This is a genomic window from Pelosinus sp. UFO1 (assembly GCF_000725345.1).
Lineage (GTDB): Bacteria > Bacillota > Negativicutes > DSM-13327 > DSM-13327 > Pelosinus.
Genome location: NZ_CP008852.1, coordinates 4,818,480 through 4,844,881, shown reverse-complemented (window position 1 = coordinate 4,844,881; position 26,402 = coordinate 4,818,480). Strand labels below are relative to the sequence as shown.

General features: G+C 39.0%; 19 protein-coding genes, 9 tRNA genes, 1 pseudogene and 1 other annotated feature. Of the genes and pseudogenes, 1 reads left to right on the top strand and 28 read right to left on the bottom strand.

Going from position 1 to position 26,402, the window contains the following annotated elements:
* Positions 1–11: 11 nt before the first annotated feature.
* From UFO1_RS22705 to UFO1_RS22655, 11 genes and pseudogenes are all read right to left on the bottom strand, one after another.
* The gene (locus UFO1_RS22705) at positions 12–1,112 is read right to left on the bottom strand and encodes a hypothetical protein (RefSeq protein WP_144390914.1); all 1,101 of its coding nucleotides are present in this window, start codon (positions 1,110–1,112) and stop codon (positions 12–14) included.
* Between the two features lie 98 nt (positions 1,113–1,210).
* Positions 1,211–1,822: a carbohydrate-binding protein gene (locus tag UFO1_RS22700; protein WP_038674432.1), complete on the bottom strand. Its 612-nt coding sequence runs from the start codon at positions 1,820–1,822 to the stop codon at positions 1,211–1,213.
* Complete coding sequence (locus UFO1_RS22695; RefSeq protein ID WP_038674431.1) at positions 1,822–2,079, bottom strand: hypothetical protein; 258 nt, start codon at positions 2,077–2,079, stop codon at positions 1,822–1,824. Before UFO1_RS22695 ends, UFO1_RS22700 begins: the two co-directional genes overlap by 1 nt.
* Positions 2,080–3,463: 1,384 nt before the next feature.
* Positions 3,464–5,410, bottom strand: a complete 1,947-nt coding sequence (gene thrS / locus UFO1_RS22685; protein WP_201771042.1) for a threonine--tRNA ligase — start codon at positions 5,408–5,410, stop codon at positions 3,464–3,466.
* 49 nt (positions 5,411–5,459) lie between these two features.
* Positions 5,460–5,714, bottom strand: a binding site (T-box leader).
* Positions 5,715–6,495: 781 nt separating this feature from the next.
* Positions 6,496–6,873: a hypothetical protein gene (locus UFO1_RS25020; RefSeq protein ID WP_144390913.1), complete on the bottom strand. Its 378-nt coding sequence runs from the start codon at positions 6,871–6,873 to the stop codon at positions 6,496–6,498.
* 122 nt (positions 6,874–6,995) lie between these two features.
* Positions 6,996–7,357, bottom strand: a pseudogene (locus tag UFO1_RS25900) (IS6 family transposase).
* A gap of 317 nt (positions 7,358–7,674) precedes the next feature.
* On the bottom strand, positions 7,675–8,649 hold the full coding sequence (locus UFO1_RS22675; RefSeq protein WP_038674427.1) for a D-2-hydroxyacid dehydrogenase: 975 nt from the start codon (positions 8,647–8,649) through the stop codon (positions 7,675–7,677).
* 54 nt (positions 8,650–8,703) lie between these two features.
* A complete protein-coding gene (locus UFO1_RS22670) occupies positions 8,704–9,984 on the bottom strand; it encodes an aminotransferase class V-fold PLP-dependent enzyme (RefSeq protein ID WP_038674425.1) in 1,281 nt (426 codons plus the stop codon).
* A gap of 13 nt (positions 9,985–9,997) precedes the next feature.
* Positions 9,998–10,963 (bottom strand): aminopeptidase, encoded by a 966-nt coding sequence (locus UFO1_RS22665; RefSeq protein ID WP_038674424.1) that lies wholly within the window; start codon positions 10,961–10,963, stop codon positions 9,998–10,000.
* A 31-nt stretch (positions 10,964–10,994) separates the two neighbouring features.
* Positions 10,995–12,356 (bottom strand): MFS transporter, encoded by a 1,362-nt coding sequence (locus UFO1_RS22660; protein ID WP_038674422.1) that lies wholly within the window; start codon positions 12,354–12,356, stop codon positions 10,995–10,997.
* 309 nt (positions 12,357–12,665) lie between these two features.
* Complete coding sequence (locus UFO1_RS22655) at positions 12,666–13,337, bottom strand: GntR family transcriptional regulator (protein ID WP_038674421.1); 672 nt, start codon at positions 13,335–13,337, stop codon at positions 12,666–12,668.
* 462 nt (positions 13,338–13,799) lie between these two features.
* Here UFO1_RS22655 and tnpB point away from each other — a divergent pair, with 462 nt between their 5' ends.
* Entirely contained in the window at positions 13,800–14,108 is a 309-nt protein-coding gene (gene tnpB, locus UFO1_RS26270; RefSeq protein WP_084159946.1) for an IS66 family insertion sequence element accessory protein TnpB, read from the top strand.
* Positions 14,109–14,372: 264 nt separating this feature from the next.
* Here the strand turns inward: tnpB and UFO1_RS22650 are convergent.
* The 17 genes from UFO1_RS22650 to purB form a co-directional block, all read right to left on the bottom strand.
* Positions 14,373–14,447 (bottom strand) — tRNA-Gly (locus UFO1_RS22650).
* A gap of 255 nt (positions 14,448–14,702) precedes the next feature.
* A complete protein-coding gene (locus UFO1_RS22640; protein ID WP_084159945.1) occupies positions 14,703–16,283 on the bottom strand; it encodes a DHA2 family efflux MFS transporter permease subunit in 1,581 nt (526 codons plus the stop codon).
* 10 nt (positions 16,284–16,293) lie between these two features.
* The gene (locus tag UFO1_RS22635; RefSeq protein ID WP_038674417.1) at positions 16,294–17,313 is read right to left on the bottom strand and encodes an HlyD family secretion protein; all 1,020 of its coding nucleotides are present in this window, start codon (positions 17,311–17,313) and stop codon (positions 16,294–16,296) included.
* Between the two features lie 22 nt (positions 17,314–17,335).
* Complete coding sequence (locus UFO1_RS22630) at positions 17,336–17,698, bottom strand: PadR family transcriptional regulator (RefSeq protein WP_236639282.1); 363 nt, start codon at positions 17,696–17,698, stop codon at positions 17,336–17,338.
* Between the two features lie 264 nt (positions 17,699–17,962).
* The gene (locus tag UFO1_RS22625) at positions 17,963–19,663 is read right to left on the bottom strand and encodes a methyl-accepting chemotaxis protein (protein ID WP_038674414.1); all 1,701 of its coding nucleotides are present in this window, start codon (positions 19,661–19,663) and stop codon (positions 17,963–17,965) included.
* A gap of 191 nt (positions 19,664–19,854) precedes the next feature.
* Positions 19,855–21,552 (bottom strand): methyl-accepting chemotaxis protein, encoded by a 1,698-nt coding sequence (locus UFO1_RS22620; protein WP_038674413.1) that lies wholly within the window; start codon positions 21,550–21,552, stop codon positions 19,855–19,857.
* 169 nt (positions 21,553–21,721) lie between these two features.
* A tRNA-Val gene (locus UFO1_RS22615) sits at positions 21,722–21,797 on the bottom strand.
* Positions 21,798–21,803: 6 nt separating this feature from the next.
* Positions 21,804–21,878, bottom strand: a tRNA-Glu gene (locus UFO1_RS22610).
* Between the two features lie 6 nt (positions 21,879–21,884).
* A tRNA-Lys gene (locus tag UFO1_RS22605) sits at positions 21,885–21,960 on the bottom strand.
* 6 nt (positions 21,961–21,966) lie between these two features.
* A tRNA-Phe gene (locus UFO1_RS22600) sits at positions 21,967–22,042 on the bottom strand.
* 6 nt (positions 22,043–22,048) lie between these two features.
* Positions 22,049–22,124 (bottom strand) — tRNA-Asp (locus UFO1_RS22595).
* Positions 22,125–22,145: 21 nt separating this feature from the next.
* Positions 22,146–22,221: transfer RNA gene (locus UFO1_RS22590), tRNA-Val, on the bottom strand.
* A 5-nt stretch (positions 22,222–22,226) separates the two neighbouring features.
* Positions 22,227–22,301 (bottom strand) — tRNA-Glu (locus tag UFO1_RS22585).
* Between the two features lie 7 nt (positions 22,302–22,308).
* Positions 22,309–22,384, bottom strand: a tRNA-Lys gene (locus UFO1_RS22580).
* Positions 22,385–22,518: 134 nt separating this feature from the next.
* Positions 22,519–23,445: an HPr(Ser) kinase/phosphatase gene (gene hprK / locus UFO1_RS22575; RefSeq protein ID WP_038674410.1), complete on the bottom strand. Its 927-nt coding sequence runs from the start codon at positions 23,443–23,445 to the stop codon at positions 22,519–22,521.
* Positions 23,446–23,480: 35 nt separating this feature from the next.
* Entirely contained in the window at positions 23,481–24,767 is a 1,287-nt protein-coding gene (locus UFO1_RS22570; protein ID WP_038674408.1) for an adenylosuccinate synthase, read from the bottom strand.
* A 102-nt stretch (positions 24,768–24,869) separates the two neighbouring features.
* Positions 24,870–26,162, bottom strand: coding sequence for an adenylosuccinate lyase (gene purB, locus UFO1_RS22565; RefSeq protein ID WP_038674406.1), 1,293 nt, complete (start codon positions 26,160–26,162; stop codon positions 24,870–24,872).
* Positions 26,163–26,402 lie beyond the last annotated feature (240 nt).

Here is a 26,402-nt window from a genome sequence, read left to right as displayed (position 1 = left end):
TCCATTAAATTCTAGCTGATATGTAAGATTTCCCAATCACCAGATTCCTTTAATATAACATGATCCATAGTATCATACTCTATATCATATTCGATTGGATGCACAGCTTTACGATATTTACCGTTCTTAATGAGCGTAACGGTAACTTTATCATTTGCACAAACATCTGTACTTACTTCAATCGTTGGTAAATAGCCAAAACCATAGCCCGTTTTGCCAAGAATCAGACTATCCCATGACGCCATCGGAATGCCAGCAAGAACAGATGGGGTAATACCATTCGCTTTTATATGAGCCGCCAAACCTGCTCGATTAGTGTCAACCCATGCATTGGAAACCCATTTCTGCAATGTCAATCCATCTACATTAATGCAATTAACGAATGCAGTGCCATCCCATGTCAGATACACTTTACCATCGGTAGTCACAACGACATGCATAGTCCCTTGTCCGCTGTATGTACCAGTTAATTCAACTTTTTTCAGATGTACCAGATTTGTTGCAGATATCAATCCTTTTGGTAAAATCAGTTGATCAATGGATACTGCAGTCAGTTTTAGCTGTGGCGCTAAAGTTGGAGTACTTAGAGTAAACCGCAGTATTTTGTATATTCCAAGTTTAGCCAACTCCGACGCAGGCGGTAGAGTGCTCATTCCATTAACCAACAATGCTTTTCTCTGTGCATCATTGAGAACAGACCAATCAGCAGATACTTCTTGCCATTTGTCTACACTAAAAAAATAAACTTTCTGGTCGGCTGTTAAAATAAGCAATTTCTCCATTGGCAAAATTGTCGTTGTGTCGATATAGCCAGTTTTTGGCCTATCCACGTAGCTCTGAACTTCAGTAAAATTGGTGCCATCCGTTGAAACAAGTAATTTATAATCTCTTGGGGGAGTGTACCCAACACCATAAACTTGCGCATATACGTTAATTTTCTTCAAATCGAATTCATCAGAAAAGGAATAAACCACATAGCCTTCTTCATATTCACTGTGATTATAGAGAACTACGCCGAACTGTGAACTTGATGTGTTTCCATCGCAAGAGAAATTTGCATTATTACCATTATACGTTAACGACGAACTGGTGGAAGAAGGTACTTTTTTCATGTCGCTTTGATCGTAAAATTCAACCTCTTGAATGGTCGGCAGATACCAACCTCTATCCAAATATGTCCTCAAAACAACAAGCTTTACATATTTTACATTCATACGTTTAGCACCTCGACTTTCTCTACATTCTTAAATTTACTATGATCAATCCAACCACTTTCCGAATACATTCCTGTATCCATCAATCTATGTACCGGAAACGATGATTGATATACTATCTGAGGCCGCATCGTCCCATCCCAAACGTAGTTCGGAGATAGTTCACCAGGTTGCCCATCAATGGTAAAATCTCTAGCATCAATATTATTAAAATCACAGTCAATTTGCGTGCTTTCAGTCCCGGCCATAAAGATTCTTGCCTGCACTAAGCCCATTTGCCCCGATAAATCTACTGTTTTTGGTGCAGTTACATTTAATCTGGTAATGCGTTGGATCACTCCCTGTCCGCCGGCACTTGTAGAAGTCAAACACTCCCAATTTGCCGTGTCTATAGCTAAGGCAGTTGATGTATGATCAATAATACAACGATATAGCACTCCGTTATTCGTTACCAAATCATTTACATGATACTGCAGACCAGTAGTCCAAACGGATACCTGCCTCTGAAATCCAATATGACCAGACTTATCGTATTCCAGATTGGTTAATTTAGCATGGTCAGTCATCCCTGGAGTCGTTCCTATACTCTTTTGTTTAAACCAAGACATTAGCACTCACCCCTTACAATACAACGGAACTTATCTGTTGCAATGATAGTAATACTCTGCTGAGGAACGATGTTATCATCGAATACCTCATCGGGTTTTACAATTACTTTGCAATACCCTAAATCCAGCTCAATATCAGCAGCTCCGTCATTGACTATCGCAAGGCTTGTTACCTCAATTGGATACTTCTTAGTAACACTAGAATTTCCATTAAAACTATCATACATTACTCCGTCTTTTTCCTTCACGTTGTTCATAATTAGTCCTCCCGTTATTTTATGATTGATTTATATTAAACCAATATAGCCAAAGAACTCTTATCATCAATTGTGTGTTTCCTGTATATCGGCTTTCACTGATATACATTCTTGTGATAATAATATTTAAACTGGAAAGATATAATTATTTTAGGCATAAATAAAAACACCCCGAAGGGTGCCTCTTTTCGATCTTTTTTAACTTACTATCATTTTATCACAGCTAAAGTCAAAAAACTGTCGCCTATATTACACTTAAATTGCTATTAATGCTACAACTCCAAACGCTTTTATTAACGGTTTTCACTGTCACACCTCCCTCACGCTCTAGCATATTTTTATCTTTGTTTTTCCTTACATGAATGGAATTATCTCAGGATAGAATATTTTTATTAAATAAATGGAAAGGAATGATTTCGATGGGGAATTCAATCGATTGCCACTGTGTTAAATCAGCTACACTTATCTTATTTGCGATGTCATTAGCGGCGTATTTGTTGAACTAAATTTCATGCCTTCCCCTCTCTAATAATAATTGAAACTGATTAGTCACCCTAATTTACTATAGAGCATATTATGTATAAAAGAGTTTCTATGTAAATTAGGAGGTGATCCTACAATATGGATCATAATTGGGATGATCCTGAAATTGAAGATTGGGAAGATGATTTCAGGGAAGAAGATGATCGACAATTTATTGGCGTTGGTTTTGTCTGCTCTCCTCGTAGCTTTTGTTTTCCTAGACGCTTCTGTTTCCCTAGACAATTTTGTTTCCCTAGACAGTTTTGCTTTCCTAGGCAGTTTTGCTTCCCTAGGCAGTTTTGTTTCCCTAGGCAGTTTTGCTTCCCTAGGCAATGCTTCCCACGCCGTTAACGTCCATTGTTGCAAGGTTTTTAAGAAAGAGCTTTCGGGCTTTTTCTTTTTGTTTCATAATTTCAAGCTTCAATATCCATTTTCCATCCAATTATCATTCACCCCTCCCTCACGCTCTAATGTATATAACCCCTACTTATTGGGAATAATTATCTTGGCGCATACTCACGCGTTAAACACATCTTTCCCATCTTTTTATAGCTCTCTTCGAGAGGGCCTTTTTTTTATGTCCCAAGTTATTAGACGTATTACCATGCATTTTATTAGCCAATGGCGAGCCAGTAATTGAAGTGTCACGTCGCCTTGGTCACAGCAAACCCTCTGTCACATTAGATATTTATGCACATGCCATACCCGGTCACGATCAAAAGATGGCTGATAGAATCGCTGGTCCTTATGGGATATGAATCTAAAAACAAAAATCATGCAGTCGTGAAACCGCATGATTACCGAACTCTTGTAAGAGGACAAGGAGGGCAAATCATTTCTAATATACTCCTCCTTCCATCAATTAACTTTTATAAAATATCTCTCCTGAAATTAAAGAACGAAACTCTTCAATACTCATTACTGTAGTTTCACCATTTTTACGGTTTCTGACAGCAACCACATTTTCATTTTGCTCCTTATCACCAAGTATAAGCATATATGGTATTTTACCTAGTTGGGCTTCACGAATTTTGTAGCCGATTTTTTCACTCCTGTCGTCAAGTTCAACCCTTATATCTTCATTTCTTAATATTTTCAGCACTTTATTAGCATATTCATGATTTTTCTCAGATATGGCTAAGATCTTTACTTGAACAGGTGCAAGCCACAGAGGAAAGGCACCAGCATAATGTTCAATCAACGTTCCAACAAAGCGTTCCATTGAACCAAGCAAAGTTCTATGCAGCATGATAGGTGTATGTTCTTTACCATCAGAACCGATATATGTCATTCCAAACCGCTCAGGTAAATTCATATCCAGTTGAATCGTTGTTCCCTGCCATTCCCGTCCCATAGCATCCACTGCTTTTAAGTCAATTGCGGGACCGTAAAATTTAGCACCGCCAATATCTTTTTTAAACACGATTTCACGATCGCTGAGGATCTTTTCCAGTGTGCTTTCTGCCAGTTGCCACACAGGTTCATTGGCGAGGTATTTCTCGTTATCCTGAGGATCACGGACAGAAAGATATACGTTAAGTTTGTCATAACCAAATGCTTTATTCATATCAAGGGCAAAGTCAAGAACGCTATTGACCTCATCCACAAACTGATCTTCTGTACAAACAATATGTGCATCATCCTGAGTAAAGCCACGTACACGCAACATGCCATGCAAAGCGCCTGATTTTTCAAAACGATATACACTACCAAGTTCGCACCATCGAATGGGAAGTTCTCGGTAGCTGCGAGGTCTTGTCTTATACATCCGCACATGGAAAGGACAACTCATAGGTTTTACATAATAGGTCGTATTTTCCTCTTCGTCCTTGGCTGCCATTTTCATTGGAGGATATATACCTTCCGCAAAATGATCTAAATGCCCTGATGTTTCCCAAAGATTGCTTTGACCAATATGGGGAGTATAAATATACTCATATCCACGCCTGCGATGTTCCTTACGCCAGTAAAGCTCTATTTCCTCACGGACAACAGAAAGCTTAGGGTGCCAAAGGATAAGCCCCTGACCGATATATTCATCTATAGAAAACAAATCAAGCTCTTTGCCAATTTTACGATGGTCACGCTTTTTTGCTTCTTCCACTGCAGTCAGATAGGCGTTTAACTCAGATTGCTTAGTAAATGCTGTCCCGTATATGCGTTGGAGCATTTTGTTTTTGGAATCGCCTCTCCAATATGCACCTGTACAGGAAGTAAGTTTCACTGCCTTTATCATTCCAGTATTGGGAAGATGGGGCCCTGCACAAAGATCAACAAAATCGCCCTGTCGATAAAAGTTGATCGGCTCGTTATCAGGTAGTTCATTAATCAATTCTACTTTGTACGGTTCATTAAGCTGCTCTGCAAGCTTTAATGCCTCCTCACGCGGAAGCTCAAAGCTCTCCAGGGTAAGATTTTGTTTGATTATCCCTTTCATCGACCTTTCTATTTTACCTAAGTCATCAGATGTAAATGGAATATCTGAGTCAAAGTCATAATAAAATCCATTTTCTATTGCAGGCCCGATGGCAAGCTTTACCTTTGGATAAAGATTTTTGATAGCTTGGGCAAGAACATGGGAAGCAGTATGACGCAGCACTTTTTTACCAGCTTCATCGTCAAATGTAATAACATTCAGCGAACAATCCGTATTGATGGTGGTAGTTATATCCACCACCTTTCCGTTAATTTCAGCAGCAAGCGCATCTCTTGAAAGCCCTGAACTAATTTGTTTAGCAATTTCAGCACAAGTGGTAGAGAACGGCACCTCTATTTGATTTCCATTCTTTAGCTTTACACTAATCACCATCAACACCTCTTTCTTCTTTTATAATAGCAAAAGCCCTCACCCCTGAAAAATCAGGGGTGAGAGCTTTTAATCACACGGTTCCACCCTGCTTATGCCTAATGAATAATATCCTTTGGGCATCGCTTTAAAACCTCGATAACGCAAGGTGCGCGGCTATGCTTAATTGAAAATGAAAAATCATATCCGTTCAGCACGCAACTCAAGAGTGGTCTTCTCTATTAACTCCGAAAGGATGCTTTCAGCCGGTGACATCCTATCTCTGCTCGGTTTTATTAACAGATACTCTCTCTATCACAGTCTTTATTTATTAAATATGTATACATTATAGTATTAATAAATACGTGTGTCAATTTTTATAGTTTTTTATCCTAGGATTTAAATTGTAACCATCTGCTACTTTTTTAGTCTCAAAAATGGAAACAACCCGAGTAGCTGATGATACTAAAGCCCTCTGCACGTAAATAAAATTCTTCTAATAAATTTTATGGCCTTCCTGCACCTAAAAAAACCTTCCGACAAATCGTCGGAAGGCTTGAATTTACTGGAGCGGGTGAAGAGATTCGAACTCTCGACCCACGGCTTGGGAATTGGAAAACTGGATTTTTACTGTTTCTATTTAGTGCTACGAAGTCAATAAAATCAAAGGTTCTGACATTTCTTCATTTACTCGATCTATTAATTCTACTGTTACCTGTTGTCCTTTTACTAGTATAGGATTTACCCTGTGTGAATTGTGGATTATATGTTGGTAACTTCCGATAAAACACTATTACACTTCATGACACCGCAATGGCATTTTATTATCATTCAAAAATATATGAATTTTAAACTATGTCATATTTCTTCACCCGCGTATTATGCAGATATGACCGTCACGTTCGTGTATGTCTGTATTGAGTTGCGATAGTGGTTTACCTTTTAACCTTACTTTTTTTATCTTTTGCACCGCCCTGTCTTTGCACCTTGGTATCACGCATACAATCATTACTGATATTACAGGCGCACACTGTGTAGCATTTCAATTTATCACCTCATTTTTGGCATAATAAAAAGCACCCCGAAGGGTGCTTTAACGTCATTAACGATTACATATATATTTTTTCGCTACTTATGACAATCCTTGTGGCATTTATGATGACATTTAGGGCACTCACATTCATGATGACAATTGTTATGACACTCATGGTTCTCGCATTTTTCATGACAACCACAGTCGTGATGAAAATCATGATCACAACATGGGCACTTATGACAATCTTTGTGGCATTTATGATGACATTTAGGGCACTCGCATTCATGATGGCAATTGTTATGACACTCATGGTTCTCGCATTTTTCATGACAACCACAGTCGTGATGAAGATCATGATTACAGGATGGGCATTTATGACAATCTTTGTGACATTTACTATGACAATTAGGGCATTCATGATGAAACTCAAAACAATTACGATCGGTTTCAACGCTGTTCATTATATCACCTCTCTTTAACATTATTCTATATATAGTATGTAAATTAAGTGAAAACCGCTCCTCTTCTTTGGTCATAACAAAAACCGTCCATCACTGAGCGGCTTAACCTTTTTTAACTTACTATCATTTTACGATTCTGGTGCAAATTTTTCACAAAGTCCTTTTTAAAGAACTTCTTCGCGGCATCTTTATCACGATGTTCAGATACAAAAAAGTCGATGGTATCTCCTTGAGAATCTACGCTCTATATAAATATGCATTTTTGCCCTTAATTTTAAGATAGGTTTCATCCATTCTCCATGAATCATTTGTTGGCTTAAGGTGTTTTCTTATTCTTTCATCAATTATTGCTGAATATTGGTGAACCCATCTCATAATTGTTGTATGGGTTAGCTTCAAACCTCTCTCTTCAATTATCTCAACAAGCATTCTGTAACTGAGCGGATACTTAGGGTACCAGCGAACGCGCAACATTATAATTTCTGACTCAAAATGTTTCCATTTAAATAAATCCTATGACATTCTCTTTACCTCGATTTTTGACTTTTTAGGAAGATCATAGCATGCTTTTGTTTTTTGCGTCAGAACCCTAATAAGCCACTAAGCACTAAAAAAGCCTTTCAGCTAAACGCTGAAAGGCTTGAATTTACTGGAGCGGGTGAAGAGATTCGAACTCTCGACCCACGGCTTGGAATTATCCGTAATATTTTTTTACACACAAAAAATGGAATGGCGCAGGCACCATTCCATTAAAAGCTTTCGCTTTTGTTCGTCGAATATATTTTTCATGATTAACGATTCACCACATTAATGGGCTTACCTTCAATAAACATCTGTATATTATCAATCGCAAAATCTAGCAAACGTTGTCGCGCTTCTTTAGGCGCCCATGATATATGAGGAGTAATTAGACAATTTTTCGCTTGCAGCAATGGATTATCTGCCTTGATAGGTTCAGAAGATACGACGTCAAGCGCCGCCCCTCCAACTTTGCCATTATTTAAGGCTTCAGCTAAATCTTTTTCTACAATTAGTGGACCTCTGGAGTTGTTAATAATCATAACTCCTGTTTTCATTTTGGAAATATTATCTTTGTTAATAATTCCGTTGGTATTTTCAAATAACGGACAGTGGAGACAAATTACATCCGATTTACAAAGCAATTCATCTAGCTCAACATACTGCAAAATTTGTGATTCTAATTCTGGCAACTTCATACTATCATACGCTAGTACTTTCATACCAAAAGCCTGTGCAATTTTCGCTGTAGTCTGTCCGATTCTTCCTAAACCAACTATGCCCATATTTTTTCCTGCAAGTTCAATGAGTGGATGCGTCCAAAAGCACCAATCTTTATTATTAGTCCATTCCCCTTGCTTTACAGCCTCTGCGTGAGCTCCAACATGATGACATAATTCTAAAAGTAAAGCAATTGCCATCTGTGCAACAGCATCTGTTCCATATGTTGGAATGTTAGTAATAACAACTCCTTGTTCCTTTGCTACATCAACATCTACTACATTATAGCCAGTAGCTAATACACCAATATATTTAAGCTTGGTAGCAGCACGAATAGCCTCTGCCATTATAGGGGTCTTGTTTGTCAAAACAATCTCTGCATCTTGAATTCTCTCAATAATGGTTGTCATACTACTAGCGTCATACCCAGTTCGATCATAAACAGTAAGATCACACAAGCTTTCTAATTTAGCCCAACTCAAGTCACCTGGATTCAAAGTATATCCATCAAGTACAACTGCTTTCATCATTAGCTACTCCTAACTTATTAATATTAGTAAACGTAATTTATGCAACATCTATTATAGTTTTGCAATTTCCATTGTAGCCCGCAAAAAAGCATCAACTTCTTCAGGTGAATTGCAATGTATCGGCGATACACGAATAACACCATCAAGACCTAATGATTCGACGATGCGCTTTGAATAATGATTAGGCGATTTACGTTCAAATACGTAAATACCTCTCTTAATATATTCCTTTGCAGCTGTAGTGACATCCAGGTTTTCGAAAGTAATTGGAAGTATAAAATCTCTCTGTGTCAAATCAGGATTATCGCATATTACTTGAACACTAGGAATACTACGCAACCCTGGCAACATTGCTGTCCCTTCCAATGCTCGGTGTAAAAGCCCCCGTTCTTGCAACTCGATACGGTGGATACCTTCTTCAAACAAAGTACGTCTATCCGCACTATCAATGTACTGTGAACCAAGCCAACATACATAATCTACGATTGCACTATAGCCTGCAAACACGTGCGGTGCTGTGCTGCCGAGTTCCCATGTATCTTCGCTATAACAAAGAATTCGATTATGCGGTAATTTTGCACAACGATCAGATACCCAACCTACACCTGATCCTCTGCAGCCAAAAAACTTATATGGTGCAATGTCCATAGCATCAATATCTAACTTACTCAAATCAATTAATCCATGAGGTGCATGTTGAACAGCATCAACGATGATATAGACATCAGGATTAATTGCACGAGCTGCTTCAACCATTTTTTCAATATCATTGATACCACCAGTAGTATTAGAAGAATACATGCAACTTAATAATACGGTATCTTTATCTACATTACGTATTACTTCATCGACATCAATGCACCCAGTAGCTGGATTACTTTGTAACACACGAAGTTCTCGCCCAGTTTGTTTTGCATAATATTCTACTGAGTCAAAACCTGAAGGATGTTCCAGTACCGAGACCACCATATTTTTCCCTTTAACATTATGAGCAATAGCTCCTACAATATTAAACATAACCTGTGAAGCCGAAAGATAAGTTATAATCGATCCTTTTTGAGTATTAAATATAATCCGCAAATCCTCATAACCCTTTTTGACTATCGCATCCAAGACATCTGCTTGTGCTTGATGACGACCTAGGCAGTCTGGATGTGAATCTATATCCGCTACTGCTTGAATACACGCTTTCAAACGTAACGAGCCACCCGAATTCTCGAAAAAGATGCGTTTTCCAAAACTATCACTCTCAACATTACAAAACTTTTCTCTTACCTGCTTCTGAATTTCATCTGAGAACAACAAACCTTGTGGATAATTCTTCATACTCATAATTAACCTCTCCTTATTTTAAATTTAACTTACCATCTTGTAATATTATATTTCCATTTACAGACATTGTAGGATTTTTAAATACTGCATCTAGATGAATAGGACATGCGTTATTTCCACCAAAAACTCTATCATCACCAATTCCAAAGTGAATTGTACCCGCACAACCTTCATCTTCTAACATTCTTCCTGTTAATTCACAAGCAGGGTTCATCCCCACGCCAATTTCACCAATATGATATACGCTAGGATTATCATACTCCGCTAAAATTTCAGAAAGAATTTTAGCTTGTTCACCACCATCAATTTTAACAATACGGCTATTCTTGATTTCTAATCGAATAGGTTCTGTTATAAGTCCGAGTCGCGGATGTGGAATACTGCCATCAATAAATACTATCCCATTTGCTGTTCCTACATTCGCGCCAATCGCACATTCAATGTCAGGTGGTGAAGACGTTTGCCCCGCAACTACACTGCGACCATATTGCGGAAAACTTTTTCTATCTGTAATATTAGCAGTAAAATAAGTTCCTGCAGGAGACGTAATAACTACATCATCTCCCTCAATCAACTTGCTCATTTTGGTCACATTTTCTTCTTGCGCTTCAAAATCAACATACAGCCCGCCAGACTTAAGCATCCTTTCATCATAGTCTGAACAATTTAAATCTCTTGCTCCGTTCTTACAGGCATTACGCTTTGCTTCAGTACTAGAAATAGAAAACTTCGTAGGTCTGAAAATTACATCTGCTTCTAACATTGCCGCAACAACTAAAGCCGTAGGCTCCTGTCCATGCATGGTCTGCGTAGGCATCATAATCAAGCTACGATTTGGAAATTCTGCAGCCGCCTTCCACAAAGCTTGTGCAATATGTAAACTATCCGGGTCAGTCACGATAAGAATTTTTTCATCTTTTTTACATTTTGCACAAACATGAATTAAAGTTTCGCAAGCATTGTATTCTTGTTTTTCCATATTCTACACCTCTCCCACCTAGTTTATATTTTTAAATCCCTACTTCTTCACTAATCTGTTCTAAGGACTTATGCCTTGTTTCTACACCCATAGTTGTAATTATGATGGCAAGTATAACTACAACAACACCAAGTCCGATAAATACCGCCGTAGGTCCATAATTAGATAACAACCACGCAACTCCATATGGAGAAAAAATTGCTGATATCCGTCCAACTGCATTAGCAACTCCCATTCCTCTAAGCCTGGCTTCTGTTGGCCACATTTCAGGTACATAAACCGAACAAGCTAGGCAAACGTATATATAAATCACTACAGTCAAAATAACACCTAAAATAACAATAAGTGTTTCCGACCTCTGTAACGAATATATGTATCCAAGTACTCCTATAAAAAGTAGCAAAAAGGAGCTCATGGATCTCCTCGGGAACTTATCTACTGTCCGCGATGCAATAAATACTCCTATCGGTGCTCCTAACATAATAAGGGTCATCATCCCCATTGACTTAGTGACACTAATACCCGATTGCACAAAAATAGTCGGTACCCAGTTTACAATCGTATATACGAGTGTATTCATGCCCACTAATACCGCTGAAGCAACGATTGTTCTACGCAATAACACACCACGAAACAAGCTCCAAAAGGCAATTTTTTTAACAACTGGAGGTGTTCCAGTACTATCTGCTACTGCTGGTGGTAATTTTATTCCTTTTTCACGCTCAATATCAGCTTCAACCTGTGAGACAATTTTATCTGCTTTATCATATTCTCCACGCGATTCATGCCAACGTGGTGATTCTGGTAAATTATGTCTAAGGAACCATACAATAATAGCTAATACCCCTCCAATAATAAACATTGTCCGCCAGCCAAAAGCAGGAATAACGAAATATGATACTAAAAGAGCTACCGGTGGAGCACAGTTCGCAAGTAAAGATAAGAGAGATGTCCATTTACCCCGCACTCTAGCTGGCACAAATTCAGAAAATGTACCAAATCCAACAACAAGTTCTGCCCCTAGGCCGATCCCCATCACGCCGCGTAAAATAATCAGAGTAATCATGTCTGTCGCAAAACCTGCAGCAAGCGAGGCTATACCAAATATTAAGAGATTAAGTTGATAGGCAAATTTTCGACCTAAATGATCTCCAGCAAGGCCTGCTAATATCGAACCGATAAAAAGTCCTATCATTGTAGACGAAATAAAAGCGGCATTAAGATAGTTAGTTGACCATCCATTTTTTATCAACTCGGATAAAATAGCTCCGCCCATATAATTATCAAACCCGTCTACAAACATCCCTAGCCCAATCAATAACAAAAGCTGATAATGCCATTTTGCAATAGGCAACCGATCTAATCTAGCACCGATATTACCATTCTCATTCACAATGAACACTCTCCCTTTTATTTGCGAAAGTTTTGTACTAGAAGCGTAGAAACCGTCTCTTCACCTCCATGTGATAACATATTCATTCCATTTGAATTCAACTTGCATGCAAGGGTTGCGTAAAAAAAATGAATTCAACTTGCATGCAAGCACTGAATATATTTTAGATTCTACATTCTTATTTTTTATTTGTCAACTACTATTTTTTCATTTTTTCGAATTTACTTATATTTTCACTCAATTCATTTAATTCTTGAATATTTCGGCGTGGCTTCCGTTTTCCGGAACGATCGCTCATTCGAAACCGGACTATTCACTTTTTATGTAAATCTCATTTTTGGCAACCAAATTAATATACCCATTCAAAATATTTTTTTCTAACTTTTCAATAAAAGCGTTTCGATCTCCTTTAGTTAAGCAATCAATTATTTCTTTGTGCTCTCTTAAACTTTCATCCAGCCGTAATGGATTTTTACAGGATTTAAGACCAATTAAAAATCCTCTATCAAAAAGTACATTTAACACTGAAAAAAACTGTGCATTTTCATATTTTGAAACTAAATATTTATGAAAAATAGTATCTTCAGACATAAATGCATGAAAATCATTTTTTTCTACAGCACAAACTTGCTTAGAATAGGAATTTTTTAAATATGTTATATCTTCCTGCGTAAAGCTTGAAAAGCTGTATTTTGCTGAATAAGTTTCAATCGCAGCACGCAATTCATATATTTCCCTCGCATCATCAATGGTTATAACTTTAATAATTACACCTTGTTTAGGTACAATCATTAAAAATTTATCATGTTCGAGTTTTTGGCAAGCATTTGTTACAGGAGTCCTGCTAATATTTAAACTTTTAGCCATAGCAGAAATACTAATAAACTCTCCTTGCTTAAGCTCACCATTGACTATTTTTTCTTTAATAATTGTATAGGCAGCCTGAGTCAAATTAACAGAATCACTATTTTTAATAAGCATTAATCGTATACCTTCCTCACCAAGTAATTATATAGGACGTCCCCCGCCCTACCATGCATGCTAAATGAATGCATGGTAAGTTATTCGATAAATCTATGAATTAACCTTCTAATGAAAGATATTTTTAAAAATTTTATCCATTAGTAAATTAGTCCATATCTACTAGTGTCAATTAAACCGTCACATGTACAATCAATTCCCTTCGTGAGAAAATACATCCATGATATATAAGTGAAAGCTTGCCGCAGTAGTGGTAAGAAAATCAAGGTGTGATGAAAATGTCATCAACATTAAAAGCTACTACTACTGATAGAAAAAAGTATACCGAGAAATTGCAACGGTTCAAAAATCTATGCCTGAAGTACTGCCTATCAAAGAGAAGAAAATATTTGTTGGGCTCAGCATGCCTAAAAATAATGTAACCAAAATAACAGTCAGCATTCCATGACAACAAGTATGTAGCTGAATCTTTTTTCCAACGGCCTATTTCTTTTTTGCAGTCAGCGACGCGCTAGGATCAAAGCTCTCCTTTGGGAAGGCGACGGCTTTATTCTTCTGTACAAGCGCCTTAAAAGAAGGAACTTTCAATGGCCTAAGTTAGGAGGACATCCAAAATATTACGCCGTAGCAACTGCAGATAAAAGAGTCGTAGAGTCTGAATTGGGTGAGGTTCAGAAATATTATCGCAATGAACTCACGGAAACCGTCCCCGTGAGTCCTTTAGATGCTTTAGAGGGAAACAATGCCTGCCTTCTCCCTCAGACAACTTAAATATATGCATCCTACCCCCTAACGCTTGCATTATTAAATACCTATATCATTCTCTAGCTCATCTCTTCCGCTTCGACTTATGTCGCGGCGATTGGGATGAGCTTTTTGTTGTTTGAACCATACTAGAATATTTCTAACCAAAACTCTATTATATATTTTTTTATTTATTCGGTTTTATTTGATTATTTATTTATTTTTCTACCCTATATTGTCCACCTATAACTAAAAAAGCCTTCGCAATAACCTGCGAAGGCTTGAATTTACTGGAGCGGGTGAAGAGATTCGAACTCTCGACCCACGGCTTGGGAAGCCGGTACTCTACCACTGAGCTACACCCGCTTATTGTAAGGCTAGGAATTACCCATAAGAGTTATTCTTATATACAAACAGACAAGAAATCTATCTGCTTCCTAACGCTACTAAGTATAACATATAACAGTGATGAAGGCAAGTAATCTAGCGCCCGCCCTTACAGGCTTTTTAGTGCCAATTTTTTCACGATGTTGAATCGTTTCACCTTTACCGATTAGGCGTAAAAAACGAATAGAAAATTCTTCTATAAAGCAAAGTGATAAGAAGGGGTGCTTGCTTCTATTATCTAGCAAGCAACTCCTTTTCTTCAAAAGTTTTGTTATTTTTTTCTTTTGCTGAACCTCCGCCTTTTATGAGTAAAGCTGGAATAATTCCTACCGCGCATAACATGGCTGTAATCAAAAATACATCTTGGAATGCGGTTACGGATGCTTGACTTGCAACCATCCCCTTCATCGTCATTAATGCGGCTGCATACGCTTCGTTAGCAGACATCCCACTGTGTATGAATCCGGCTTTCAGTGTAGATAATACACCCATAGCAGTATCAGAACTAGTAGTAATGGAATTTGCATATATCTGATTATGAAATTCTTGCCGACTATTTAAGAGTGTTCCTATAATAGCTACACCAACGCTACCGCCTATATTTTTAAATAGATTAAACACTCCTGCGCCGACACCAATCTTATCTTTAGGCAGGGTACTCATGACTCCATTGGAAAGAGGGGACATAGTTAATGCTAAGCCTACACCCATGAGAACTAATCGCCAGGCAATATTGGTATAAGCCGTTCTCTCATCCAAATAGTGAAAGGAGTATAGGGACAGTGTAATGATTGCCATACCAGCACTTGCAGGAATCTTAGATCCAACAGCATCGGCCAGTTTACCACCTACTGGCGCTAATAAGACCATAGCTCCTACCAGCGGCAGTAAAGACACACCAGCTTTTATCGCCGTATATCCTAGGACATTACGCAAGTAAAAAGGTAGTAAAAACATTCCACCATACAAAGCCATAAAGGATAGGAAACCAACAATATTGGAAACAGTAAAGGTCGCGTTCTTGAATAAACCTAAATCCACTAATGGGAATTCTATGGTATTTTCAATGTAGATAAAAGAAATCATTGCTAGGATGGAAATGGTTAAAATACTTGTAATATAAAATGATGTCCAACCTTCTTTAGATCCTTGGTTTAACGCCACCAAGAGGCTACCCAAGCTGATGATAATTAACATAGCACCAAGGTAGTCAATCTTTGGTGAATCAGTAGAAACCTTGGATTCTTTCAAAACATACACACTAAGGACTAATCCGACGATTGCAATTGGAATAATCGAATAAAAAAGCAATCGCCAATCAAGATGTTCAATAATATAACCACCAATGGTTGGTCCAAGGGCACTGCCGCTTGCCGCCAGGGCTCCCCACATTCCAAGAGCCTGACCACGTTCACTCGCTGGAAAGGCATCTGATACAATAGCCATGGCATTAGGGAATAATAAACCTGCACCAATGCCTTGCATCACTCGAAATGCAATGATTGTTGTACTACTCCAAGCCAGTCCTACTAGCAAAGTGGCAATGGTAAAAGTACTTACGCCGGCAATGTACATTTTTTTACGACCAAACTGGTCTCCCAGCTTTCCCATAACTGGTAACATGGATCCATAAGGCAGCATATAAGATAAAGATACCCAGACAACCGAGTCCATAGTAAAACCAAAAGCCTGCATAATATTTGGTAGTGCAATATTAATTGCACTACTTACGTAGCCACTAAGAATAGTACCAACACATACGGTAAACAGTACCATGTATTTGTTCGGCTGCATTGAATCCAAAGTAGCTTCCATGACTTTCACCTCAATTAACAGAAATAGCAATCGATGCAGACATACCTGGTTTTAATACGTATTCTCCTGCATCAAGCGCTTTAATTTTGATCGGTAGACGTTGAGTCACTTTAGTAAAATTACCAGACGTATTTTCCCCTGACAGCAGGGCAAACTGAGAGCCAGCTGCTGAGCCGACCTCCATTACTTCGCCTTTAAATTTTTTACCTGGATAGGCATCAATAGCTACTTCTACGTTTTCACCAACTTGTACCTTACCAATGTATGTTTCCTCAATATTGGCAGCCACCCATACATCATTTAGATCGGTAATATTAAACAGGGGCTGTCCAACGGAAACAATTTCTCCCGGGTCGATGGACTTTACCGCAATAACTCCTGATACAGAGGCACGAATTGTAGTATTATCCAATTGTAATTGGGCATTCTTCAATGCTGCTGCTGCTTGCTCCACCTGAGCCTCAGCGACTTGAATATCTTCTGCTCTTGATCCTTCTGCCGCCAAGTCATAGCCTTGTATTGTTCCGTCATATTGTGCCTTTGCAACTGCTAAGGCTGTCTGAGCTGCATCTCTTTGTTGGGCTGATAAGGCTCCTTGATTAAATAGTAGCAAGCTTCGTTCCGAATTATTCTTGGCATTTTCGAGATTGGCTTCTGCTTGTGCGGCCGCCGCACCCGCCTGAGCAACCTGTTGTGGCCTACTACCAGCTTTTATTCCCGCAAGTTTAGCTTGTGCAGCCGTTAGGTTGGCTTTCGCTTGGGCCACTTGTACTTCAATTTCTGCACTTTCCATTTTGGCAAGGATCTGACCTGCTTGCACATTGTCCCCTTCCTTAACTGCTATCGTTTCAATACGCCCTGGAACTTTTGTGCTAATGCTGGCGATTGTTCCTTTCACACGTGCATCATCTGTAGATACAATTTTACTAGCCCTGATCCACCACCAGATACCGCCAGCTGCTAGAATTGCTATTATGATTACCACAACTAATACTATTTTGTTTTTGCTTATTTTAGGTTTCTCAGTCATCGTAATCCTTCCTTTCAAAAAACTAATAGAGCTGCAAATCCTCACGCAAGATAGCTATTTTTCTTTCTCTTTGTGCAAAATTTTCTTTCACTTTATCTTCTAAAACCAAAATCAATGACGAGCCTGCATCAGTAATTGTATAGATACGTTTGCTACGGGTCCCTGGGTTATCCCACTCTCCAGTAATATAACCGTCCTCCTCCAATCTACGTAGTAAGGGGTATAAAGCATTTGGGTTAGGGGTGAGTAGATCTTGCGTTCGTTCCTTAATTTCGGTTGCTATTTTGTTGCCATGTGCTGGCCCATTTTTCAGTATTTTAAGGATATATAATCCCGTAATAATCTTAACCCCCGTTTTATACTCATCACTCTTTGATGTCATCATTTTTCTCCTTAATCCCTTATAAATAATCTTATTATTTTTAATATAGTTAATTATAACAACACATAATACCAAAAACAATACGAGAAACTGGCCCGCTTGTTAGCTTGCTCAGCAATTTACCAAAATTACCCATAACAATAGCTTTACTAAGTTTAAATCACTTAGGTAAGAGAAATTCCTCCATGCATTTATTTCCAATAAAAAAACTCCTGTTTTATAAAAAAACAGGAGTTTTTACTAGGTATTAAATTAATAATACTGCAATTACACTTTAAATTTCTTAACAATTCCCATCATATCCGTCGCCAAATGGGCTAAATTGTCAGCATTCTGGTTAATCTCCAACATGCCGGCACTTTGTTCCTCAGCCGATGCAGCCGCAGTTCCAGAGTTTTCCGATGTTTTTTGTGCCACAGTGCTAATATTCTCTACACTTACTACCATAGTCTGCGTACCCCTTGCTGTTTCATCAACAGCTACAGCGATTTGCTCCACGCCCGTCTTTACTCCCTCCAGTTTCTCAATAATAATTTTAAATCCTTCTTGCGTTGTTACGGCAGATTCCCTACCTTTGAGAACTTCTTGGTTCGCTTTACCGACGGAGGCAACAGCAAAATTAATTTCTTCACTCATTTTTATAATGATTTCAGCAATGTCCTTAGTCGCTGTGGCACTTTGCTCTGCCAATTTTCGTACCTCATCCGCTACTACTGCGAATCCTCGACCAGCCTCACCAGCTCGTGCTGCTTCAATAGCTGCGTTAAGGGCCAGTAAATTAGTTTGGGCAGCAATTCCATTAATTACATCAACAATGCCTTTGATCTTTTCTGAACCTTGGGATAAGTTAGTTGTCACAATTGTAATCTCATTCATTGATTGATTAATATATTCGTTTTGATTTACCACTTCTGCCAGCATTTCCATCCCCTTGCCAGCTTCTGCTACTGCATTTTGTGTACTAAGATTCACTTCGGCGGCTCCAGCACTAATTTCTTCCGACCCTGCTGAGATTTCCTCTAAGGTAGCCGAAATATTACTAATGTTATCCGCATTTTGAATAGCGCCGGCAGCAATTCCACTTATGCTTTGTGCCACTGTCTCTACAGCTTTTACATGTTCAGAAACCGTCGCGCTTAACTCTTCACTAGACGCCGCTAAGGTCTGGCTATTATCTGCGATTTGGCGAACAAAGGATTTAAGTGACTGACGCATTTCATTTATTACAAGACCCATATCACCAATCTCGTCATTATGGGCTGGAATTAAATCTTTACCTAGCAGGTCTAGCTTACCCACTTGTGCCAAATCCCTACTAATAGTCCCCAGTCTTTTTGCCATATTGCCACTATACCAATATACTACTCCAATAACCAATAGGATTATGGCAATACTGCTTGTGGTCGCTATGTTACGGCTGGTTTTAGAGGATTCCACCACCGCCATACCGCTTTGATCTAAATATTTCTTTTGCATCTCGGACAACTGTAGAAAATTTTCATCAATTTCCTGTACCATGGCTCTTCCCTCACCCGCTACTTGAAGCCAACGTGGGTCATTCGCCTTACGTGCAGGAAATAATCTCGTATCTGCATATACCATATACTGATTTAGCGCTTTATCCAAATTTTCGGCCTTTTCTCGAGCCTCAGGTAGTGCTAATTGGGTTTTAACCTCCCTTACCATCGCTAAGCTTTTAGCTATTTTATCTCGATACCCCTGTTCATAGGCAGCACCATCGGAATAAAATAAATATCCCCGCATATCAAGAAGGGCTCGAGTAAATTCAGTGTGCGCATTTTTTACTGTAACTAATCTTACTGATGTCTGAGTCACAATGATTTCTGCCTCATTACCTGCTTGTCTAAATTCATATAATGTATAACCCAGTACAAGCAGTAATAATGCCGCCACAACGGCGAACATACCCGCTAGTTGTACCCTAATTGGAAAGCGCCTTTTTTCCATCTTATTACCTCCTATTTTTTTAGAAAATATGTAATATTTCTACTTTTTTCATTATAAGGAACTTTCTACTTTTATCTTGCAAATTCCTTCTTATTTCGACATTATTGAAGTATACTTTACTATAAACGTAGAAACTCCGCCAAAGATTGGCGGAGTTTCTACGTTTGTGCTATTCAAGTTTGAATATATTTCTACACTCTAAATTTCTTTACAATATCCATCATTTGAGTTGCCAATTGAGCTAACCTTGCTGCGTTGGTATCAATTTCATGCATGCCAGCTGTTTGCTCTTCTGCTGATGCAGCTACAGCCTCAGAGCTTGATGAGGTCTCATTAGCAACCACACTAATATTCTCCACGCTGCTTACTACTGTTTGAATTCCCTGGGAAGTCTCATTTACAGCTGCAGCAATATGAGTAATCCCTTCTTTTACTGCTTCCATTTTCTCAATAATTACATGGAAGCCGTTCTGTGTTGTAATGGTAGAGTTTTGCCCTTTTTCTACCTCTTTGTTGGCTTTTTCGACTGTAGTGACAGCAAAGTTTATTTCGTTACCCATGTTATGTATAATTTTAGCAATTTCATCAGTTGCGCCAGCACTCTGTTCAGCCAACTTACGAACTTCTTCAGCTACCACTGCAAAACCACGACCTGCTTCACCAGCACGCGCTGCTTCTATAGCTGCATTTAGTGCTAGAAGATTTGTTTGCGCGGCAATACTATTAATCAAATCAACAATGCCTTTTATTTTTGCAGAACCTTGATCCAATTTCGTTGTAACAATTGTAATTTCACTCATAGATTGGTTAATTGATTCATTCTGGGCAACTACCTGTGTCAGCATTTCCATGCCCTTGGCAGCCTCGTTTACTGCATTTTGAGCGCTGGTACTGACTTCAGACGTACTCGCATTGATTTCTTCAGAGCTTGCGGATATTTCCTCCATCGTTGCAGAAATATTACTAATGTTATCTGCATTTTGAGATGCCCCTGCTGCAATATTTGTTACGCTTTCTGCGACTGTCTCTACCGCCCTTAATTGTTCGCTAACAGAGTCACTAAGTTGTCCACTTGTCGAGGTTAAAACTTGACTACTGCCAACAATCTGAGAGACGAAACCTTTAAGGGATTTTTTCATTTCAATAATGATGAGACCCATATCACCAATTTCGTCGTTTCGAGTGGGATATACATCTTTTCCTGTTAGATTAAGGTTCCCAACCTCAGCTAATTCAGCGCTAATGTTTCTGAGGCGTTTTGCCAAATTTCGACTATACCATACGGCTAGTACAATCACCAATAAAGAAACTATGCTGCTGATCACCAAGGCAATAATTCCATCTTGACTTGTCGCAGCAAGTAATGAGGAACTCCTATCATCTAGGTATTTTTGCTGCAGTTGATCAACTTTAGCAAATTGATCTTCAATCTCTTTTACCAATTGCCGTCCCTGTGTTGTAAGGTTAGTTAAATTAGGATCTTTCGATTTTTTAGCCGCAATGACTTTGTCGCCAAGCACTACATAATCATCAACTAATTTTGCTAGTTTTTCCCCTTCGACTTTTGTATCTCCCATTGTAGACATGCTATCATACTTTTTCGCCAGTTCACTACTCTTTTTTATTTTATCTCGATATCCCTGTTCATAGGCCGCACCATCCGGATAAAATAAATACCCTCGCATATCTAAAAGAGCTCCGGTAAATTCTAATTGCCCGGCTTTAACAAGATTTCCTCTTGTGACGGTATGCTTTACTATTGCTTCAGTTACTTGTCCACTATCTCTCAATTTAAACACAGTAAAGCTTAAGATAGATACTAATAGAATAATGACCAAAATAAACATACCCGTAAGTTGCATTACAATCGGCATTCGTTTTCTATTCATAACAACCTCCACCTTTATAAAAAAATCGGAAAACTCATTATTTTCCATTTTATTAGTACATTCTATGTCTTATCTTTATATTCCTTCAAACATTTCCCTTTTTAGACAAAATATCACTTTATATACTAAAAAACCTCATGCTAAACGCATGAGGTTCATGTTACAAATATGGTGGGCGATGACAGGATCGAACTGCCGACATCCTGCTTGTAAGGCAGGCGCTCTCCCAGCTGAGCTAATCGCCCATATTTTGGTGACCCGTGGGGGAATCGAACCCCCGTTATCGCCGTGAAAGGGCGGTGTCTTGACCGCTTGACCAACGGGCCGTAAAATGGTGGCTCACCCGCGGCTCGAACGCGGGACACCCTGATTAAAAGTCAGGTGCTCTACCAACTGAGCTAGTGAACCAAAAAATGGTGCCGCAAGACAGAATCGAACTGTCGACACGAGGATTTTCAGTCCTCTGCTCTACCGACTGAGCTATCGCGGCAAGTAATGGCGACCCAGATCGGATTTGAACCGACGACCTCCGCCGTGACAGGGCGGCATTCTAACCGCTAAACTACTGGGCCATATTAATTGTAAGAACTAAATGGTGGGCGATGACAGGATCGAACTGCCGACATCCTGCTTGTAAGGCAGGCGCTCTCCCAGCTGAGCTAATCGCCCGTATTTGGTGACCCGTGGGGGAATCGAACCCCCGTTATCGCCGTGAAAGGGCGGTGTCTTGACCGCTTGACCAACGGGCCGTAAAAATGGTGGCTCACCCGCGGCTCGAACGCGGGACACCCTGATTAAAAGTCAGGTGCTCTACCAACTGAGCTAGTGAACCACGTCGCTCTCACAAGATATGATTATATAGCAATCCTTTCTTATTGTCAACTAGTTTATTGTTGGTTTTTAATGGATTTTATAATAAATTAGTTTGCAATAAGAAAAGCATAGAAACTTTGTTTAGTTTTTTAATTATTGATCATCAGATAGGCAAAATTTCCTCTGCTTCTCAATAAAATCTTCGGCAGCATGATATCCCAATTTATTTAGACGATAATTCATCGCAGCTACTTCAATAATATTGGATAAGTTTCGCCCTGGGCGCACTGGAATTGTCTTACATGGTAATCCGACGCCTAGAATCTCATAATGTTCTTCTTCAAGACCTAACCGATCATAGGCTTTACCTTGTTGCCATTCTTCTAGACGAATGACTAAGTTTATCTTTTGGCTTGGTCTTACTGCACCGATACCAAATAATGCTTTTACATTTAAAATTCCAAGTCCTCTAACTTCCATAATATGACGCAATATTTCGGGCGCACTACCAGTGAGTACATCTTCACCGCTGCGAATTACATCTACAGCGTCATCTGCTACTAAACGGTGACCACGTTTGATAAGGTCCAATGCTGTTTCACTTTTACCAATGCCACTTTCACCAATAATCAAAGTACCTACCCCATGCACATCCACCAACACTGCATGAATGGTAGCACTTGGCGCAAGTCTGCGTTCTAGGTAATTCGTTAACAGCGCTATGAAACGTGTTGTTGGCAGGTGAGTCCGAAAAACTGGTAATTGACGATTTGCCGCCGATTGCAGCCATGCTCCGGGTAATTCTATATTGCGGGTTATAATTAAACAAGGAAAATGTAACTGAATAAATGCATGCCACCGCTCATCTGCTACATTTATAGGTAAGGTGTCTAAAAATGCTGTTTCTGTTGTGCCGATTACTTGAATACGCTGCTCATCGAAATACTGTAAATATCCAGCCAAAACAAGTCCTGGGCGATTAATATCAGGCACTTTAACAGGGCCATCAAGAACGCAGTCCTTCTCCACCGCGGTAAGACAAAAATAATCAACAATTTCTTTTAACAACAAATCCGGCATTTTTATCACCTACCTATCGATACTATATTTGATTTCTATTCAAAAATTTCATGCATTATGATGGTTTGTTCTCTTCCAGGTCCTACGGAGACAATGCCAAGCTTAATGTCTGCTACTTCGCTCAAACGTTCTAAATAACGACGTGCGTTTAATGGCAAGTCTTTATAATTACGAATATTAGTTGTATCACTTTGCCAGCCGGGAAGTTCTTCATAAACTGCTTCAACTTCAGCTAATACCTTTAGGCTAGCAGGAAACTCATCCATTACCGCACCTTTATATTTATAACCAACGCATATTTTTAATGTTGCCAATTCATCCAAAATATCCAAACGAGTAATTGCCATATAGTCAATGCCGCTTAGACGTCCCGCATAACCTACTACGCAGGCATCTAACCAACCACAGCGACGAGGACGGCCTGTTGTAGTACCATATTCATGGCCTTTTTCACGAATGTGGTCACCCACTTCATCAAATAATTCTGTAGGGAATGGGCCCTCTCCTACGCGGGTTGTATACGCCTTTACTACCCCAACCACTGTATTGATTTTCGTAGGTCCAATTCCAGCCCCTACACATACTCCACCAGCAATCGGATGAGAAGAAGTAACATACGGATAGGTTCCATGGTCAAGGTCCAGCATAGTTGCTTGCGCACCTTCAAATAATATCTTTTCGCCATTTTTTATTGCTTTATTAAGCGTTGCAGATGTATCACATACGTAAGAGCGTAATTCTTCTGCATAACCTAAATATTCTTTTCTTACAGTCTCATAATCAAAACCTTCTACACCATATACTGCTTTTAGTAAATGATTTTTGGCTTCTAAATTACGTTTTAATTTTTCCGAGAATTCTTCTTCATCTAACAAATCAACTACACGAATACCACAGCGCGAGTTTTTATCCATATAACATGGACCTATGCCGCGTTTCGTCGTGCCAATTTTATGATCTCCACGATACGTTTCTTCTGCTTCATCTAATAAGCGGTGATAAGGCATAATCACATGAGCACGATTAGAAACTTTAAGTCCTGAAGTATCGATCCCTTTCTCCTGCATGCCTTTAATTTCTCTGAGCATAACTTCTGGATCAATAACCACGCCATTACCAACAACACAAGTTTTCCCTTTATATAAAATACCTGAAGGCAATAAATGCAGTTTAAATTCTTTTCCCTCTACAACTACAGTATGACCTGCATTATTTCCCCCTTGATAACGAGCAACAACATCTGCTTTCTCAGCTAAATAATCTACAATCTTACCTTTGCCTTCGTCGCCCCACTGGGTTCCCATAACTACTACTGCTGGCATAAAAAATCACCCTTCCCATCTTATTAAAGTAATTTTGTCAAGAATTCAACTCTTGTTTAATGTACCTGAATTCTTGGCCCTATTTTCTATAAACATTATTATCTACAAACCAAATCTAGCCATGATGGTGTCAATATGGCGAAGATAATAGGAGTACTCAAAACAAGCATCAATTTCTTCTGGTGATAAATATTTCTTAACGTCTTCATCCTTGGTAATATTCGTTTTAAAGTCGGCGCCTTCCATCCATTTGGCCATGGCATTGCGTTGTACCCAACGGTAAGCCTCTTCTCTTACTACGCCTTTACTTACTAACGCCAATAAAATACGCTGGCTGAAAATAAGCCCGCCCGTTTTTTCAATATTTGCTTGCATAGTTTCTGGATACACTAATAATTTGTCGACAATGTTTGTAAACTTTTTCAACATATAATCTACTAATGCAAAACTATCAGGCAAAATCACACGTTCTACTGAGGAATGAGTAATATCTCTTTCGTGCCATAAGGATACATTCTCTAAAGCAGCGACTGCATTCCCTCGTACTACCCGTGCTAGGCCAGCTACGCGTTCACAAGTAATTGGATTGCGTTTATGAGGCATCGCCGAGGATCCCTTTTGGCCCGGGTGAAAATACTCTTCTACTTCTCGTATATCTGTCCGTTGTAAGTTACGAACCTCGGTCGCAAATTTATCTAAGGAGCTGGCAATTACTGCTAAGGTAGTCATTAACTCAGCATGACGATCTCTTTGAATAACTTGAGTTGCCAATTTCGCAGGTTTAATACCCATTTTATCACAGATGTAAGCTTCTACAGCAGGATCGATATTCGCATATGTACCTACTGCTCCTGATACTTTACCTACAGAAACGGTTTCTTTAGCGCGTTTCATGCGTTCAATATTGCGTTCCGTCTCATCTAACCACAATGCAAATTTAAGCCCTAATGTAATGGGTTCCGCATGAATACCATGAGTACGGCCAATCATAACCGTATTTTTATGTTCTGCTGCCCGGCGGCGTAAGACTTGGCGAAAAGCCTCTAAATCTGCGAGTATAATGTCAGATGCTTCTTTCATCATAGATCCTAGTGCTGTATCTTTTACGTCTGTAGAGGTTAACCCTTTATGAATATATTTGGCTTCATCACCAACGTTTTCAGCAACAGCTTGCAAAAATGCTAATATGTCATGATGTGTTTCTTCTTCAATTTCTCTTAAACGCTTCATTGAAAATTTAGCTTTCTCACGGATTACTGGCACGGCTTCTGCTGGAATTTGCCCCAATTCTCCCATAATCTCAGCTGCATGGATTTCAACCTTTAAAATGGTTTGAAATTCATTCTCTTCAGTCCAAATACGTCCCATTTCAGGATAGGTATAACGAGTAATCATCTTACATTCTCTCCTTCAAATCATAGTAGGTACTATTTATGTATAATCTATCTACATTAGTTATCAACAAACTGTGGATAACTTTGTTGATAAGTTGTTTATAAATTAAATGCCTTTTTATTTTACCCTAGATCAGGAAATTCACTCATAATAATCATAGCGGACATTTAGAATTTGAAATCTAGATTTTTTCCCTTACATATCATAGCACTTGGTAGGTATCGTGTCAATGACTTTGTC

Bases quoted from the DNA above. Each gene is read 5' to 3' on its own strand.
- UFO1_RS22640 (WP_084159945.1), bottom strand. From the start codon at position 16,283: ATGGAAGCTACTTTGGATTCAATGCAGCCGAACAAATACATGGTACTG.
- UFO1_RS22700 (WP_038674432.1), bottom strand. From the start codon at position 1,822: ATGTCTTGGTTTAAACAAAAGAGTATAGGAACGACTCCAGGGATGACT.
- UFO1_RS22705 (WP_144390914.1), bottom strand. From the start codon at position 1,112: ATGAAAAAAGTACCTTCTTCCACCAGTTCGTCGTTAACGTATAATGGT.
- UFO1_RS22695 (WP_038674431.1), bottom strand. From the start codon at position 2,079: ATGAACAACGTGAAGGAAAAAGACGGAGTAATGTATGATAGTTTTAAT.
- UFO1_RS22570 (WP_038674408.1), bottom strand. From the start codon at position 24,767: ATGCCAGCAGTAGTAGTTATGGGAACCCAGTGGGGCGACGAAGGCAAA.
- UFO1_RS22670 (WP_038674425.1), bottom strand. From the start codon at position 9,984: ATGAGTATGAAGAATTATCCACAAGGTTTGTTGTTCTCAGATGAAATT.
- UFO1_RS22675 (WP_038674427.1), bottom strand. From the start codon at position 8,649: ATGAAAGCAGTTGTACTTGATGGATATACTTTGAATCCAGGTGACTTG.
- purB (WP_038674406.1), bottom strand. From the start codon at position 26,162: ATGATTACTCGTTATACCTATCCTGAAATGGGACGTATTTGGACTGAA.
- UFO1_RS22625 (WP_038674414.1), bottom strand. From the start codon at position 19,663: ATGGAAAAAAGGCGCTTTCCAATTAGGGTACAACTAGCGGGTATGTTC.
- hprK (WP_038674410.1), bottom strand. From the start codon at position 23,445: ATGCCGGATTTGTTGTTAAAAGAAATTGTTGATTATTTTTGTCTTACC.
- UFO1_RS22630 (WP_236639282.1), bottom strand. From the start codon at position 17,698: ATGATGACATCAAAGAGTGATGAGTATAAAACGGGGGTTAAGATTATT.
- UFO1_RS22655 (WP_038674421.1), bottom strand. From the start codon at position 13,337: ATGCTTATTAAAAATAGTGATTCTGTTAATTTGACTCAGGCTGCCTAT.
- UFO1_RS22665 (WP_038674424.1), bottom strand. From the start codon at position 10,963: ATGGAAAAACAAGAATACAATGCTTGCGAAACTTTAATTCATGTTTGT.
- thrS (WP_201771042.1), bottom strand. From the start codon at position 5,410: ATGGTGATTAGTGTAAAGCTAAAGAATGGAAATCAAATAGAGGTGCCG.
- UFO1_RS22620 (WP_038674413.1), bottom strand. From the start codon at position 21,552: ATGAATAGAAAACGAATGCCGATTGTAATGCAACTTACGGGTATGTTT.
- UFO1_RS22635 (WP_038674417.1), bottom strand. From the start codon at position 17,313: ATGACTGAGAAACCTAAAATAAGCAAAAACAAAATAGTATTAGTTGTG.